Below are 14,404 nucleotides of genomic sequence, written 5' to 3' on the forward strand. Positions count from 1 at the left end.
TTACTATTTTCCATTGCCTTTAATATTCGTATCCCAATGCTCCATCCACTCAGCTTCTTTATCGGACATAAGTTGCCAATCTATGTCAAATGTTTTTAAATCTAACTCCTGATACCATTCCGGCATTGCTGCCTTATCAATATCTGAGCGAGTTGGGATTTGGTAGTAATCATTGGCTAATTTCGTTACCATTTCTTTTTCAAATAAGAACTCGACGAATAGTTGAGCATTTTCCACATTTTTTGCATTTTTTACGACAGCAACACCATCTACTAAAATAGGCGCACCACTCTGTGGATAAATGTAATCAAACGGATAGTCAGTTGTATATTTCTTTAATAAAATATCTTGCAAATTCCATAATGAGATGCTTCCTTCTTGACGTGTTAGCTTTAAGTAAAGTGCATTTGGATCTTGTGTATATTCTTTGGTATTAGCATCTAATTTTAATAACCAATCATAGCCTTTCTCAGGTGTGTCTGCACCTTGTCTTACAATCATGGATGAATAGATTGTACGCATTGTGCCAGAGGCTAATACACCGCGGATTAAGATTTGATCTTGCCATTTTGGATCTAATAAGTCATCCCAATCCTGTGGACCAGTTTCTTTAGTTAGTAAATCGCTGTTAATCATAATTACTTCCGGCAATAACATTTCGCCGAACCAGCGACCATCTGAATCTTTATGATTGGCATCTATTGAATCGATGAAACTTGGCTTCCATGCGTGTAGTAAATCTTCATTTGCACCGACAATTAGCGCTGATTGTGTGCCTCCCCACCAAAAATCAGCTTGCGGATTTGCTTTTTCGCCACGCAGACGCTCTAAGATTTGCTGGGCACCCATTGTTAAAAACTCCACTTCAATTTCCGGGTACTTCTCATTAAACTGATCGATTACGCCTTGCACCATCTCTTCATCTCGTCCTGTATAAATCACAAGCTTTCCTGATGGAGATGCTTCTTCTTCTGCCTTGTCAGAACCAGACGCTTTGTCGCCGTCTGTTGCATCCTTGTTATCATCACTACTACAAGCAGCTAAAACCATGAGCATTAACACAAGTAAAAAACCGAAAATACGCATTTTTTTCATCATCATCTTCCCCTTCCTACTTAGTGTGTAGCTTCCATATAGCAGTATAATGCTTACAATAAACATTAATGTTAGAATAATTAAAAAATTCTAACATTATATTTATCATAAGCTAAGTAAATGATGGTTTTCAATGAAATTTAAAGAAATGCAAAAAAACTTCTTAAAAATGGCATTGCCATTTTTAAGAAGTTTTTTTAATTTTACTTTATCTTGCCAACGGGTTCAGCCAAACACTTACACTTAAGCTCATTTAGATCATCGTGCCTAATGTATAATCCGGTGATCATTTCCTGATGTCCAATGCTTGTCATACACGTTTAGGCTCAAGAGTACTTTTCTTGTGACGTAGCTGAGCGAGTAATGTCGGAAGCATCATACCTAAAATGACAAAGACAATACCGATTACCTGTAAAAAAGTGAGTGGCTCATGTAAAACAATTACGGAAACTGTCACAGCAACAGGTAATTCAATTGCACTTAAAATGGAAGCAAGGCCCCCACCAACTTTTGGAACAGCAATAGAAAATAAATAAATCGGTAAAATAATACCGAAAAGTCCGAGTGCTAGTCCATATTTCCATAAGCCTTCCGTGAATAACTTTCCATTCCACGCGATTTCAGGACTTAAGAAAATACTAATCATAATGAGAGCAACAAAGGAAACAATCAATACACGTGCTGTGGTTGTCACACCTTCAACAGGGCGAGAGTTAAATTGGATAAAACAAGCAAAGGTAAATGCTGCAGCAAAGCCAAATATCCAGCCTTGTATAGCGATGCCGCTTAAATCTACATCTAATATACCAGCAGCTAATATTGTCCCAGCAAATAAAACAATGAGGGAAAGCACTTCAGGTCGGCTTGGCCAACGTTTATGAAGTGCACAATCTAACAATAAACCAATCCACGTAAATTGGAAGAGCATGACAACTGCAAGAGATGCAGGTAAATATTTTAGTGATTCACCGTACACAATACCTGTAATGCCGGTAAACATCCCAGCACTGACCATAATAAACAGGCCTTTTTTCGAAAATTTTGGTACCTGTCTTTGTGTGACAATAAAAATAGTCGCCACTAACATAAAGCCAATTATATATTGACTAGATACCGCCTCTGCTGACGTAAAGCCATGCAACATTGCTACTTTGACTATTGTCGATAGAATGCCGTAGCTACTTGATGCAATGACAATCAATAGAGGATAGATTAAATTTGTTTTCATGCTATTTTATGTCACATCCTAAATCTGTTTTACCATATGATGAAAGGGTTCGTCGATTATAGACCATGGCTCTGTGATAACAAAACCTGTACGTTCATATAGGCGACGAGCGTCTTCTTTTTGTGTTTCAACATTTAATGATAATTTTGTAAAGCCTAGTTTTTCCGTTTGCTCTATAGCGAATTGTAATAATAATGTGCCGATTCCTTTACCACGAGCCTCTGGTGCCACACAAATTGTATCTATATAATATTCATCTTCATGAGCCTCTTTATCGATGACAATACTTGGCGCATTTTTTGCTTCAAGCCATTTTACAAGATTCGCGTCCATGTCAATGGCTTGTTCACCGTTATAATAAACAAGAATGCCTAAGACCTGTTCATCTTCTACAGCAACAAAAGTATTTAAATAGGAATGGCGGTTATCTTCTCGTTTGAAAAGCACTATAAGTGCTTGCTCAACAGCCTCTGGTGTTTGTTCACCAGTTAAACGGTTGGCGATATCACCAATAGCATCAATAATTAATGGTACAACGGCATGGGCATCCTGTGGTTGCGCTTGTCGAATTGAAATACTCATCTTCAAAATCCCTACCTTTCTATAGGCAAGTATAACAAAGATAGAGGATGTCACAAACTTTTGAAATATTCACTACTTTATGGAAGGAATCTTTTCAGTATTTTTCCGAAAGTTTAAAACTTTATATGAAATCAACTTTCGTGTTAATCTAAAATGAACAGACTTTCGGGAGGACAACAATGACAAAGGAAGATAAAGATTTTATATTAGTTTACGGAGATGCTTTTATTGACTATATTGCAGATGATGTAACAAACTCATCTTTTACTAAATATATGGGTGGTGCTACAGTAAACGTTGCTGCTGGCATTAGCCGTATCGGTGCTCCTTCTGCACTGATTACAATAACAGGGGATGACGAGGCTTCGCAATTCGTCCGAGATGGCCTTGTAAAAGAAGGCGTTAGCTTAGACTATGCAGTATTTGACCCAGCGAAGCGAGTTAGTGGCGTTTATGTACACTTAACAGAAGCATGTGAACGTATCTTCAAGGACTACGTCGATGAGACACCAGATTTACAAGTAGAGTCAAACCAACTAAATGAAGCTGCTTTTAAACATGCTTCGGCATTAATTGTGTGTTCAGGCACGATGTTTCACCCTACTGCACTGAAAACAACTCGTGCTGCCGTCGACATGGCAAAGGATAAAGGCGCGATAATCGCAATGGATGCCAACATTCGTCCATTACGTTGGAGCAGTGAGGAAGTCTGCCGTGAAACCATCACGTCATTTTTCGAAAATGTAGATATTTTGAAAGTAACAGATGATGAGCTGTTTTTCTTAACTGAAACAACTACCTTAGAAGAAGGGATTCAGCAATTAGACAGTTATTTAGTACCCATCATCTTAGTAACAGTAGGGGAAGAAGGTACCTACGCAGTATTGAACGGCGATGTTATACATGTACCGACAGAAAAGGTAGTGCCAGTAGATACAACAGGCGCTGGTGATGCCTTTATGGCGGGTGTATTACGAGATGTCCATTACAATGGGTTACCAACAACTGTGGAAGAGCTCGTTCGCTGTGTAAGCTTTGGCAATAAGCTTGGGGCCTTGGCGGCAACAAAAGCAGGCGCATTAACAGCTCTTCCATATTATAATGATATAAAGCATTTGCTAAAGTAGTAGTTTGGAGCGTGCATATGATGGAGAAAGACTATGATGTGTTAGTAAAAGATTGGCTGTATTTTGGTGGCGCAAAAGATGCTGGTGCGGTCTTTGAAAATGAATCAGTAGATGTCATTATTGATGTTCGTGTTAATGGCCTATCTGCTGAAGAGCAGGTAAAAGTAAACTATACGTACAAGCATTTTCCGATTGCAGATGAAGAAGTACAAGTGGCAGCTTCCATTGAAAAGGTAGCGCAAGAAATTGTTACTGCCTATGAAGCCGGTCAGAAGGTATACTTCCATTGCGGTAGTGGTGGCGGACGAGCGGGTGTAGCAGCGACTGCTGTATTAATGGAGCTAGGCTTGGCGAATACTTTAGAGGAAGCGCAGCTAGCTGTAAAAAATGCCCGTCCACAAGTAACAATTCGACCAAATATGGCGGAAGCTTTAACAAAATTATATAAATAAAAGAAGATGTACCAAACCTTGGTTTTGGTACATCTCCTTTCAGACTGTAGACAAAACTCAAAGAAATTTGAGTTGATCTACAGTCTTTTTCTTTTTGAATAAATAATAAGAAACCGTTGATTTCCGTTCCAGGTGCTCCCTTTCCGCAGGCATGACACCAACTAATTTTTAAGGCGGGTAGCCGAAAAGATGGATTTTCCGCATGTGCTGTTCCTGCAGGAGTGTCGCGCCTTCCACGCCAATCAACTTGTATCGCCTACAGATAGCCTATTCTGCTTCCAACCTGCTAAAAATACTTAAGGTGATGATAAACATGAGGACGACAAATCAAATCAATGCGCGTGAACAGCTTGAAATGCTCCTTCAAAAACGACTAAAGGTATTCGGAAAGATCACATTGCGAATACCTTTTGTAATTTTTAGTAACAAATAGCCCCTATTAACGATGTCGTTATTACTATTTTTCGTCAACCTATCCATCACCTCAATCATTAATAGACGACCACTAGTTGACTGAAGCCATGCCCACGAAAAGCGTCCGCCGTAGCGGAAAGCAACGGGTTTATATAGATACTTCTTTTTTATTATGGCTAGGCGTTGGCTTACTTAAGAATGCTATGTATTTTTCCTGTACTTACAGAAATGCGATGCTCAAGTTAAATTTTTAATGACATTTTTTGTTCTATGCATATTAGAACAAAGTTTGTTATAGTTATATTATAACAAAGAGTGAGGTGGTTCGTATGTTAGAGGAGTTAGCCAAAGTGCCTTGGGCGGTTATTGCGCCATTGATTGTGGTTCAATTGATTTTAGTGGTTGTGGCACTGATCGATTTACGTAAAATTCATACAACGAATGGACCTAAGATTTTATGGGTATTCATTATTTTGTTTATCAATCTACTTGGGCCAATTGCTTACTTTATAGTAGGGAGAAAACAATCATGACGACACTACTACAGGTGACAGGACTGACAAAGCGCTTTGCAGAAAAAACAGTTGTAGATGCCATCAATTTTACGTTAGAGGAACATACCTCAACAGCATTGATTGGACCCAATGGTGCAGGAAAGACAACGACTTTATCTATGTTAACCGGTTTGTTAAAGCCAACGGCTGGTAGCGTAGCAATGTTAGGTAAAGATTTGCGCGCAAATATTGGTTTTTTACCACAATATCCGCAATTTCACCCATGGTTAAGTGCGCTAGAGTTTACAGAAATGGCTGCGAGACTAAGTGGTGTACCTACTAAAAAAGCAAAAGTAGAAGCTCGAAAAACATTGGAGTTTGTTGGGCTTGACGATGCTTTAAATAAAAAGATTGCGACGTTTTCCGGTGGTATGAAGCAACGCCTTGGTATTTCCCAGGCAATTGTGCATAAGCCTAAATTACTGTTGTTAGATGAACCTGTATCTGCGTTAGACCCAGTTGGGCGCAGAGAAGTATTAGATTTGTTGAAAGGTTTACAACAAGAGACGACGATATTATATTCGACGCATATTTTAAATGATGCTGAAGAAATGACAGATCAGTTATTATTTTTACGCGATGGAAAGCTTGTGGAGCAAGGGACGTTGCGTGAGGTGCGGCAACGTTTTGATGAGCCTCGTTATGTAGTAGAATTTAGCACTGAGGAAGAAGCGCAACTTTTTGCTAGTCAAGCAGCACTTTTAAGCAAGGCACAGGGGTGCTATGTATATATAGAGATTCATGAGGAAAAACCGAGTATGCAGCAGTTACTGCACCTTCTTAGTGCATGCACCTATACTGTACGCAAAGTGGCATGTCAAACAGCATCGCTTGAAGAAATTTTCATGAAGGTGGCGAAAAGACGATGAATGGGTTTAGCGTACTTCTTCAAAAGGAATTTCGTGAGGCGTGGCGTAGCTGGAAGTTCTTATGGATCCCACTTGTTTTTGCGCTACTCGGCATGACTGATCCTTTGACGAACTACTACATGATGGATATTTTATCGGCAGTCGGTAATTTACCAGAGGGTTTTGAAATGATGATGCCTGAATTTGGACCAGCTGATTTATTGCAGGCTTCAATTGGGCAGTTTCAGCTGATTGGTTTACTCGTACTTATGGCTTCATTTGTTGGGACCATTAGTAAAGAGCGTGCCAATGGGATGGCTACCTTAATGTATGTACGCCCAATTTCATTTGGGGCGTACTTTATGAGTAAATTTGTTGTCATGAGTACAGTCGGTTTTATTAGCATTGTGACTGGATTTTCGGCAAGTGTTTATTATATAGCTGTATTATATGGGACATTTGAAGTCAGGACTTTGTTGGCAAGTATTTGCACGTATTTTGTATGGCTATTATTTGTATTAGCCGTGACATTGCTGATGAGTGCAACATTTAAACCAGTGGTTGCAACAGCAAGTGCATTTATCATTATATTTGTCGGGCAAATTTTGGATGCACTGGTTGGTGCATTTTGGACAATAACACCATGGAAACTTCCAACATATGGTGTGCAACTGATTCGAGGCACGATGGAGATGTCTGATTACTGGTGGAGTTTAGCTATTACACTGGTAATCACGATAATTTCTATAAGTATCGGGGTTTTGACAATGAAGAAGAATGCATCCTTGACGAAAATTTAACAGAAAAACGCTTTCTCAACTGATATGCCACTTTCTATTAACGGAAAGTGGCATATTTACTATAAATAGTAATTACTTAATCATTTGTTTTGAGAGCTCCAATGGGGGAGACGTTAATTAGTTTCATTTACCTATCTTTCCTTGGAATATCCATAACTTAGGAATATAATGTAGCTATAACTCGAAATTTGTCAAATAACTCCGAAAATATAAGCATTTAAATTGGAAGGTAGGTGACAGGATTGGTTACACAAAATTCGGATCGATTTCTCACAGCATTTAACCGAATTGATCACAGGTTACGGGATATCGTTGGTGCGAAGGATTTCATGCCTTTTTACCGTCTTATAGATCAAGCAAAGAAGAAGGATGTTCTAGTACGTAAATATGAAGATGACTTACGTTCCTATGCGGATTTACGCAATGCGATTGTCCATCATCGTACGTCCATGGAATATGTAATTGCTGAACCTCATGTAGATGTGGTAGAACGGATTGAGTATATGGATGCTACGCTTGCAAAGCCGACACTTGTCGGTCAAATGTTTCGTAAAAAAGTGCATGTTTTTCAAGAAAGGGATTCACTAAAACATGTGTTGAAAGTTATTCGTAATCGTAAATTTACACAGTTTCCGGTGTACTACAAAGAGCAATTTAAAGGTCTAATTACTACTGTGGGTATAGCAAATTGGCTAGCGACGATGATGGGAGGAAATCAAATACCAAAGCAGGTCCCCACATTGCACGACATATTAATGCATGAAAAAAATAGAGTGAATTACAAATTTGTGAGTCGATACATAACGATATATGAGGCAGAGGAAATTTTTAAGCAAGGGGTCGAGCGGGGACGCCGTTTTGAGGCACTACTGATTACGGAGCATGGGAAACCACAGCAAAAATTAATCGGTATCGTGACACCATTAGATATTATGAAAGTAGATTAAACAAAACGAGACAAGCTATTAAGGACTTGCTTGCCTCGCTTTGTCTTTTAGGCTGATATATAATGAGCCATTTGTTTGAACCTGAGCAAAAAAGACATCTTCCACGGATTGGACATTTTGTTTTTTTAATTTTTTCATGAGCCAGTCTGCAGTTAACTCAAGTTCGACTAAATTTTCGTAAATAAGTTGGCCATCTGAAACCACTTCTGTTGGCAAATAAGTTGGTGGTGAAATATCAGCTTTCACATCTTGTTTTGTAGCCGGTTGTTCAGAGGTTCTTTGTAGAACGCTAAGTTTACCGTTTGTTTCAAGCATTGCATATTGTACATCTTGAACAGAAAAAATGGATTGCTCACGTAGCATCATTGTTAGCTCATCCATATGCAGCCGATTTTTTTTCAATCCTGATTCTAAAATAAGCCCATTTTGGACAACAATGGTTGGTTTGTCATCAACGAGTACACGTGCTTTTTTTGATTTAATGGTAATGATAGTCATGAAATATGTTAAAACACTCCACCAGATAAGAGAGATAATACCATCTAAAAAAGGTGTTTCAGCTTGAGAGGCAATCTCTGATGCAATCGATCCGAATGTAATCCCTGTGATGTAATGGAAAAAGGTCAATTGACCAAGTTGCTTTTTCCCAAGAATACGGGCCAAAATAAGTAATACAAAAAATGAAAGTGTAGTACGAAGAATCATTTCCCAAAAGTTAGCATGAAAAAAACTTTCCATACATGTATCAACTCCTTTTACAGCTGTCGTTGCATAGCTTGTGCAAAAAGGACGATTGTATGCGACAATCACTAACAATAAGAAAGATTAGAAAGTGTGATGACAGTAATGAACAAACAAATGGCGAATTTTAGCAACCCTGTCTATCCGATAATGATTGCTATTGGGGTTGCCCATCTTATCAATGATACGATGCAGGCGGTTATTCCAGCGATGTTTCCAATATTGAAGAGTGATTTAGGCTTAACCTTTACGCAAATAGGACTCATTTCATTTGTATTAAATATATTTGCATCTGCCTTACAGCCAATTGTCGGTTTTGTTAGTGATAAAAAGCCGATGCCGTACGCTTTACCAATCGGTATGATTAGCTCATTTATAGGCATCGCCATTTTAGCAGTTACAACACAATACTGGGTAATCATTATAGCTGTATTATTTTTAGGCTTTGGTTCTGCGATATTTCACCCGGAAGGCTCACGTGTATCATTTATGGCGGCAGGTTCTAAAAGGGGATTAGCACAATCGATTTATCAAGTGGGTGGAAACTCTGGACAAGCTCTTGCGCCACTTATAAGTGCTTATATTTTAGATATATTTGGACAACGTGGGGCGGCATTTGTATTAGTATTAACAACTTTCGGAATAATATTATTAAGTAAGATAGCCAAATGGTATAAGAAGCAACTCGAGCAAGAACGGACATCGAAGAACAAACGAATATTAGTATCATCTTTACCACCACTTACAAAAAAACAGGTGGGCATTGCTTTGACATTATTATTTACTATTATTTTTGCTCGATCATTTTATACAACCAATATTACGAGCTTTTATGTGTTTTATTTAATGGATCATTATGATGTGACGTTACGCCTTGGTCAAATTTTAATATTCACCTTTATGGCATTTGGGGTTATTGGGACATTTTTCGGGGGCTCATTATCAGACCGTATTGGTAGAAAAAATGTAATTCTATTATCAGTTGTGGTGCCAATGCCGTTTTGTTTAGCGTTACCTTATGTGCCGTTATGGGCTGCAATGATTTTTTTAGTTATTATCGGTACACTCATTATGATTAGCTTCTCCGTAACGGTTGTCTACGCACAAGAGCTTGTGCCTTCAAAAATTGGTACAATGGCAGGTTTAACAACGGGCTTTGCATTTGGTATGGGCGCGATTGGTGCCATGGTAATTGGCGTGCTAATGGATCATAAGGGTATAGATTTTACTATGATGGTCGTTTCGATACTGCCGTTATTACTATTGGTGGCGTTCTTTTTACCAAAGGATAAACCAGCCACAGCTCCTTTATAACATGTAGACAGATAGACTGGAAAAAGCGCCGATAGGATACGAAAAGTGACGGATAAAAGCGGATTGGATTTATACTGTCTTTTAGCGTTGTCGTTGACCAGGATACACTAGTTAATTGGAGCGCAGGCGGCGACTTCTGCGGGAATAGCATGAGCGAAAAGGCCCTGCAGGAGCGTAGCGACGAGGAGACTGAAGTCATGCCCGGGAAAAGCGTCCGCCGTAGCGGAAAGCAACGGGTTCATATAGATACTTCTATATTTAAAATAAAAAAACACGCCCTCTACAAGAAGGGCGTGTTTTTTTATTGACGTAATGGTGATAAAAATTCTGCGGGAAGATTTCCCTTATCAATTACAAAGCCCTCAGAAATATGAACTTCATGCATTTTGTCATTATAGGTGAATTTGAAAATACCGTTGTCAAAGTCGGTGCCAATTTCTTTGAAGAAAATACCTTCGATTGAAACATATTTAGGACATGTAAATGCCACCTTAAAGTCATCGTTCTCTTTAATTAAGTAAGCACGTACTCCTTTTTCATATGTATCATTTGCATCGTCTTCAGTTGGGCGTTGTACTGCAACGATGTGGAAATCTACAAAAGGTACTTCTTTTAAAAGAACGTTTAGGAAGGAGCCCTTCGTAATTTCTTCCCAGCGACTTTGAGCACTTTGACCTACAATGATTTGTGAAATACTGTAATTCTTTGCCACTTCTGCAATAACCTTTTGTATGGGACGTTTCTCATTATCTAACAAAATGAATTTTTCAACCTCAAGCTCTTCTGATAGATCTTTCCATTGATCAATGTAACTGGATTTCTCCACGTCAAATGCATCAAGGGGTTGCGAATCGACTGAAAGAATATAGAGCGGGCAATCGAGCATCGTTGCCATTTTATGGCCACGTCGAATTAAGCGCTCACCATTAAGTCCGTAGTAAACGCAAACTAAAATACTTTCGTCTAATCTCCCTTTTACATGTTTCATAAAAAAATCACACCTCTTATTCTGTTGTTATTTTGTTGTTTCTATTGCCGATTTCGAAAAAATTATCCTAAAACAGCTAAAACCGATGCAGTTACAGTGCATTATGCACATTTATAATGTATACTTATTAGTGTATAAAAATTATTTACGATATATCGGAAAACCTTTGAAGAAATAGGCTTATCTCCATGCTCTACAGTTATTTGATTTATGCATTACGTGCATTTAAACCAATTGCCTCTATATGCCACATTATTATGCAGTGAGTTAAATAGATAGTCAAGTGTCAGGATAAATAGAAACTTTAATTGATAAGGATTTGTGTCATTCCCATCATTTTCAGTTGAATTATCTGGTACTTACGGATGCTTAAACGTCCGTTTACTCTTCGTCTTGTAGTTTTAGTCTTACAACCATTAGTACGAGATACCAATCCAATTTTAAGAGAAATTCTGATATGTTAGTTCAGTTAGTAGGAGGTCTTCCTTTGGTTATAGTTCTCATTATGATACTTTTCCCATTTGTTTGTGCTGCCCTGATTCCACTGCTTTACAGGCGACTAAGGCGCGTAGCACATCTTGGCTGGTTTGTTTTATCCGTTCCAATCATATTGTTTCTTTTACTCGCACGGTATATTCCTCAAATTGCCGAGGGTAAAACGTTTATCCATACATATGAGTGGATTCCCTCTTTTGATATAAATTTCACAACGTACCTTGATGGACTCAGTATGATTCTTGGTTTGCTGATTACAGGTGTAGGTAGTCTAGTCATTTTATATTCTATTTTTTATTTATCAACGAAAGAATCACTTCATCATTTTTATTGCTACTTACTACTATTCATGGGCGCAATGCTTGGCGTCGTCTTTTCAGATAACTTAATGGTGCTGTATACCTTTTGGGAATTAACGAGTGTGTCGTCGTTCCTACTAATTGCGTTTTGGCATCATCGTAAAGCTTCACGAGCGGGTGCACGAAAAGCTATGACCATTACTGTTTTTGGTGGGCTTGCCATGCTAGCAGGATTCCTTATGCTTTATGTTTCATCAGGAACGTTTAGTATTCGTGAAATTGTGGCTAACGTAGAGGTAATACGTGAGCACACATTGTTTGTTCCTGCATTATTGCTTATTTTAATTGGGGCTTTTACAAAGTCTGCACAATTTCCATTCCATATTTGGTTGCCAGACGCAATGGAGGCGCCAACACCGGTTAGTGCGTATCTACATTCTGCGACAATGGTAAAAGCAGGGATATATATCGTTGCACGTTTTTCTCCCGTGTTTGGCGGAGAAGCGGTCTGGTTCTGGCTAGTAAGTGGCATTGGCCTTGTGACATTATTCTGGGGCTCTTTCAATGCGGTACGTCAAACAGATTTAAAGGCGTTGCTGGCCTATTCAACGGTCAGTCAGCTAGGTTTAATTATGAGTTTATTTGGTCTTGGCTCAGTCGGACATTATTTTGGTTATGCAGAAAGTTCCATTCTATATACACAAGCAAGTTTTGCGGCGTTGTTCCATCTCATTAATCACTCCACGTTTAAGGGTGCGTTATTCATGATGGTCGGCATAGTCGATCATGAAGTAGGAACACGCGATATTCGGCGTTTAGGTGGTTTGATGGCATTGATGCCAGTAACCTTTACAATTGCGGTCATCGGTGGCTTTTCCATGGCTGGATTACCACCATTTAATGGTTTCCTAAGTAAAGAGATGTTTTTTACTGCGGTTCTAGCCATCCGTGATGTCCAAGCCTTTTCAATTGCTGATTTGGGGCTATTATTCCCAATTGTGGCATGGGTGGCAAGTATTTTCACCTTCGTCTACAGTATGATTTTAATTGGTCGGACGTTTTTCGGAAAGTTACAGCCCGATAAAATAGACAAGAAGCCGCATGAAGCGCCACTTGGTATGCTGATTTCACCAATAATACTATGTTTGTTTGTTGTTGGTATTTTCTTTTTTCCAAACGTGCTGGGACATTATATTTTAGCGCCTGCAATGGCAAGTATTTATCCTACATTTCCTACCACAAGTGAATTAACGCCACATATTCACGCGTGGCACGGTATAAATGCAGAGCTGCTAATGACACTTGGTGTAGTTATTATCGGTATTATATTATTTAAAACTTTAGAAAAGTGGAAACCTCTATATCGAGTATTTTCGCAAAAATATGCATTTAATGCTTATTACAATCGAATGATTGATTTTGGCGAAAACAGCTCAACAAAGATTACAAAGCGTTATATGACAGGCAATCTAACGCATTATTTTGTTTATATTTATGTCTTCTTTGTAGCTCTTATTGCGGGCTACTTTATATGGTCGGAAGCATTTACTTTTAACTTTGTACAGGATTCAGCAGTTGAGTCGTATGAGCTTATTTTAGTATTTGTCATGATGTTTGCAGCAGTATGGATGATTTTCGCTAAAAGTCGTGTAACTGCCATGCTGTTAAATGGCGTGCTTGGGTATTCCATAGCGTTCTTCTTTGTGATATTCCGTGCACCTGACTTAGCACTGACACAATTAGTCGTTGAATCTGTGACAACAGCATTATTTCTTCTATGCTTTAAATATTTGCCTGATTTAATGCCTGAGTTCACGCGCAAGCGAGTTAAATGGTCGAATGCCATTATATCTATTTTTGTTGGGGCAACAGTGACATTAGTGGGCTTAGCAGTTGTGCATTATGACAAATTTGAACCAGTGTCTTTGTACTTTAATGATGCCTATAAATTAGCAGGCGGTTCGAATATCGTTAATACAATTTTAGGGGATTTCCGTGCATTTGATACGATGCTTGAGGTTGTGGTTCTTCTAATTGCAGGCTTAGGTGTGTATACACTGACGAAGCTCAAGCCGCGAAAGGAGGAGACAGATCATGAAAATCAATGATGTTATTTTACGCACGGTCACGAAATCTGTCGTATTCATTATTTTGACACTCGGTGTGTATCTATTCTTTGCAGGACATCATGCACCAGGTGGGGGCTTTATCGGTGGCCTTGTGCTTGCCTCAGGTATTGTTCTACTGTACTTAACGTATGACATTGAAACGGTGCACAAAGGGATGCCATTTGATTTTAAAAAAGTAGCGGCACTAGGGGTTTTGCTTGCTACAGGGACAGCAGTCGGTTCATTATTCTTCGATGTGCCATTTTTAACGCAGACCTATACGTATATTGATGTGCCGATTTTTGGGCAGATGGGTTTTTCGACAGTCACTATATTTGAAGCAGGGGTTGCTTTAACTGTGGTTGGTGTTGTTGTAACAATTATTTTAAGTATAAGTGAGGATGAGTAGCCT

General features: G+C 38.8%; 14 protein-coding genes. 9 read left to right on the plus strand and 5 right to left on the minus strand.

Annotated elements, in window-relative coordinates; translation table 11 throughout:
* Positions 1 to 3 precede the first annotated feature (3 nt).
* From ACOMCU_RS20770 to ACOMCU_RS20780, 3 genes are all read right to left on the minus strand, one after another.
* Positions 4 to 1,095 (minus strand): extracellular solute-binding protein, encoded by a 1,092-nt coding sequence (locus ACOMCU_RS20770; protein WP_036129763.1) that lies wholly within the window; start codon positions 1,093 to 1,095, stop codon positions 4 to 6.
* Between the two features lie 310 nt (positions 1,096 to 1,405).
* Positions 1,406 to 2,323, minus strand: coding sequence for an EamA family transporter (locus ACOMCU_RS20775; protein ID WP_010857560.1), 918 nt, complete (start codon positions 2,321 to 2,323; stop codon positions 1,406 to 1,408).
* An 18-nt stretch (positions 2,324 to 2,341) separates the two neighbouring features.
* Entirely contained in the window at positions 2,342 to 2,905 is a 564-nt protein-coding gene (locus ACOMCU_RS20780; RefSeq protein ID WP_010857561.1) for a GNAT family N-acetyltransferase, read from the minus strand.
* 179 nt (positions 2,906 to 3,084) lie between these two features.
* Here ACOMCU_RS20780 and ACOMCU_RS20785 point away from each other — a divergent pair, with 179 nt between their 5' ends.
* The 6 genes from ACOMCU_RS20785 to ACOMCU_RS20810 all read left to right on the plus strand — a co-directional run bounded on the left by ACOMCU_RS20785 (position 3,085) and on the right by ACOMCU_RS20810 (position 8,047).
* The gene (locus ACOMCU_RS20785; RefSeq protein ID WP_010857562.1) at positions 3,085 to 4,032 is read left to right on the plus strand and encodes a carbohydrate kinase family protein; all 948 of its coding nucleotides are present in this window, start codon (positions 3,085 to 3,087) and stop codon (positions 4,030 to 4,032) included.
* A 17-nt stretch (positions 4,033 to 4,049) separates the two neighbouring features.
* Positions 4,050 to 4,484, plus strand: coding sequence for a protein-tyrosine phosphatase family protein (locus ACOMCU_RS20790; RefSeq protein WP_230491814.1), 435 nt, complete (start codon positions 4,050 to 4,052; stop codon positions 4,482 to 4,484).
* Positions 4,485 to 5,227: 743 nt separating this feature from the next.
* Positions 5,228 to 5,431 carry a PLDc N-terminal domain-containing protein gene (locus ACOMCU_RS20795; protein WP_010857564.1) on the plus strand — a complete coding sequence of 68 codons (204 nt, stop codon included), beginning with the start codon at positions 5,228 to 5,230 and terminating at the stop codon, positions 5,429 to 5,431.
* On the plus strand, positions 5,428 to 6,321 hold the full coding sequence (locus ACOMCU_RS20800) for an ATP-binding cassette domain-containing protein (protein WP_421051268.1): 894 nt from the start codon (positions 5,428 to 5,430) through the stop codon (positions 6,319 to 6,321). Before ACOMCU_RS20795 ends, ACOMCU_RS20800 begins: the two co-directional genes overlap by 4 nt.
* Entirely contained in the window at positions 6,318 to 7,100 is a 783-nt protein-coding gene (locus ACOMCU_RS20805) for an ABC transporter permease (protein WP_421051270.1), read from the plus strand. Before ACOMCU_RS20800 ends, ACOMCU_RS20805 begins: the two co-directional genes overlap by 4 nt.
* Positions 7,101 to 7,333: 233 nt before the next feature.
* A complete protein-coding gene (locus tag ACOMCU_RS20810; RefSeq protein WP_421051271.1) occupies positions 7,334 to 8,047 on the plus strand; it encodes a CBS domain-containing protein in 714 nt (237 codons plus the stop codon).
* 18 nt (positions 8,048 to 8,065) lie between these two features.
* Here ACOMCU_RS20810 and ACOMCU_RS20815 read toward each other — a convergent pair whose 3' ends face one another.
* Positions 8,066 to 8,785, minus strand: coding sequence for a DUF421 domain-containing protein (locus ACOMCU_RS20815; RefSeq protein WP_219363846.1), 720 nt, complete (start codon positions 8,783 to 8,785; stop codon positions 8,066 to 8,068).
* Positions 8,786 to 8,893: 108 nt separating this feature from the next.
* Between ACOMCU_RS20815 and ACOMCU_RS20820 the strand changes: the two genes are divergently transcribed.
* Positions 8,894 to 10,102: an MFS transporter gene (locus ACOMCU_RS20820; RefSeq protein WP_421051272.1), complete on the plus strand. Its 1,209-nt coding sequence runs from the start codon at positions 8,894 to 8,896 to the stop codon at positions 10,100 to 10,102.
* 301 nt (positions 10,103 to 10,403) lie between these two features.
* Here the strand turns inward: ACOMCU_RS20820 and ACOMCU_RS20825 are convergent, their stop codons facing one another.
* Entirely contained in the window at positions 10,404 to 11,090 is a 687-nt protein-coding gene (locus ACOMCU_RS20825; RefSeq protein ID WP_010857570.1) for a histidine kinase, read from the minus strand.
* 487 nt (positions 11,091 to 11,577) lie between these two features.
* On the opposite strand from ACOMCU_RS20825, the gene ACOMCU_RS20830 reads away from it, so the two are divergent.
* Positions 11,578 to 13,992, plus strand: a complete 2,415-nt coding sequence (locus ACOMCU_RS20830; RefSeq protein ID WP_010857571.1) for a Na+/H+ antiporter subunit A — start codon at positions 11,578 to 11,580, stop codon at positions 13,990 to 13,992.
* Positions 13,979 to 14,401, plus strand: a complete 423-nt coding sequence (locus ACOMCU_RS20835) for a Na(+)/H(+) antiporter subunit B (protein WP_010857572.1) — start codon at positions 13,979 to 13,981, stop codon at positions 14,399 to 14,401. Before ACOMCU_RS20830 ends, ACOMCU_RS20835 begins: the two co-directional genes overlap by 14 nt.
* Positions 14,402 to 14,404 lie beyond the last annotated feature (3 nt).

This window comes from Lysinibacillus sp. UGB7 (assembly GCF_049058285.1).
Lineage (GTDB): Bacteria > Bacillota > Bacilli > Bacillales_A > Planococcaceae > Lysinibacillus > Lysinibacillus sphaericus_B.

Bases quoted from the DNA above. Each gene is read 5' to 3' on its own strand.
- ACOMCU_RS20770 (WP_036129763.1), bottom strand. From the start codon at position 1,095: ATGAAAAAAATGCGTATTTTCGGTTTTTTACTTGTGTTAATGCTCATG.
- ACOMCU_RS20775 (WP_010857560.1), bottom strand. From the start codon at position 2,323: ATGAAAACAAATTTAATCTATCCTCTATTGATTGTCATTGCATCAAGT.
- ACOMCU_RS20780 (WP_010857561.1), bottom strand. From the start codon at position 2,905: ATGAGTATTTCAATTCGACAAGCGCAACCACAGGATGCCCATGCCGTT.
- ACOMCU_RS20785 (WP_010857562.1), top strand. From the start codon at position 3,085: ATGACAAAGGAAGATAAAGATTTTATATTAGTTTACGGAGATGCTTTT.
- ACOMCU_RS20790 (WP_230491814.1), top strand. From the start codon at position 4,050: ATGATGGAGAAAGACTATGATGTGTTAGTAAAAGATTGGCTGTATTTT.
- ACOMCU_RS20795 (WP_010857564.1), top strand. From the start codon at position 5,228: ATGTTAGAGGAGTTAGCCAAAGTGCCTTGGGCGGTTATTGCGCCATTG.
- ACOMCU_RS20800 (WP_421051268.1), top strand. From the start codon at position 5,428: ATGACGACACTACTACAGGTGACAGGACTGACAAAGCGCTTTGCAGAA.
- ACOMCU_RS20805 (WP_421051270.1), top strand. From the start codon at position 6,318: ATGAATGGGTTTAGCGTACTTCTTCAAAAGGAATTTCGTGAGGCGTGG.
- ACOMCU_RS20815 (WP_219363846.1), bottom strand. From the start codon at position 8,785: ATGGAAAGTTTTTTTCATGCTAACTTTTGGGAAATGATTCTTCGTACT.
- ACOMCU_RS20820 (WP_421051272.1), top strand. From the start codon at position 8,894: ATGAACAAACAAATGGCGAATTTTAGCAACCCTGTCTATCCGATAATG.
- ACOMCU_RS20825 (WP_010857570.1), bottom strand. From the start codon at position 11,090: ATGAAACATGTAAAAGGGAGATTAGACGAAAGTATTTTAGTTTGCGTT.
- ACOMCU_RS20835 (WP_010857572.1), top strand. From the start codon at position 13,979: ATGAAAATCAATGATGTTATTTTACGCACGGTCACGAAATCTGTCGTA.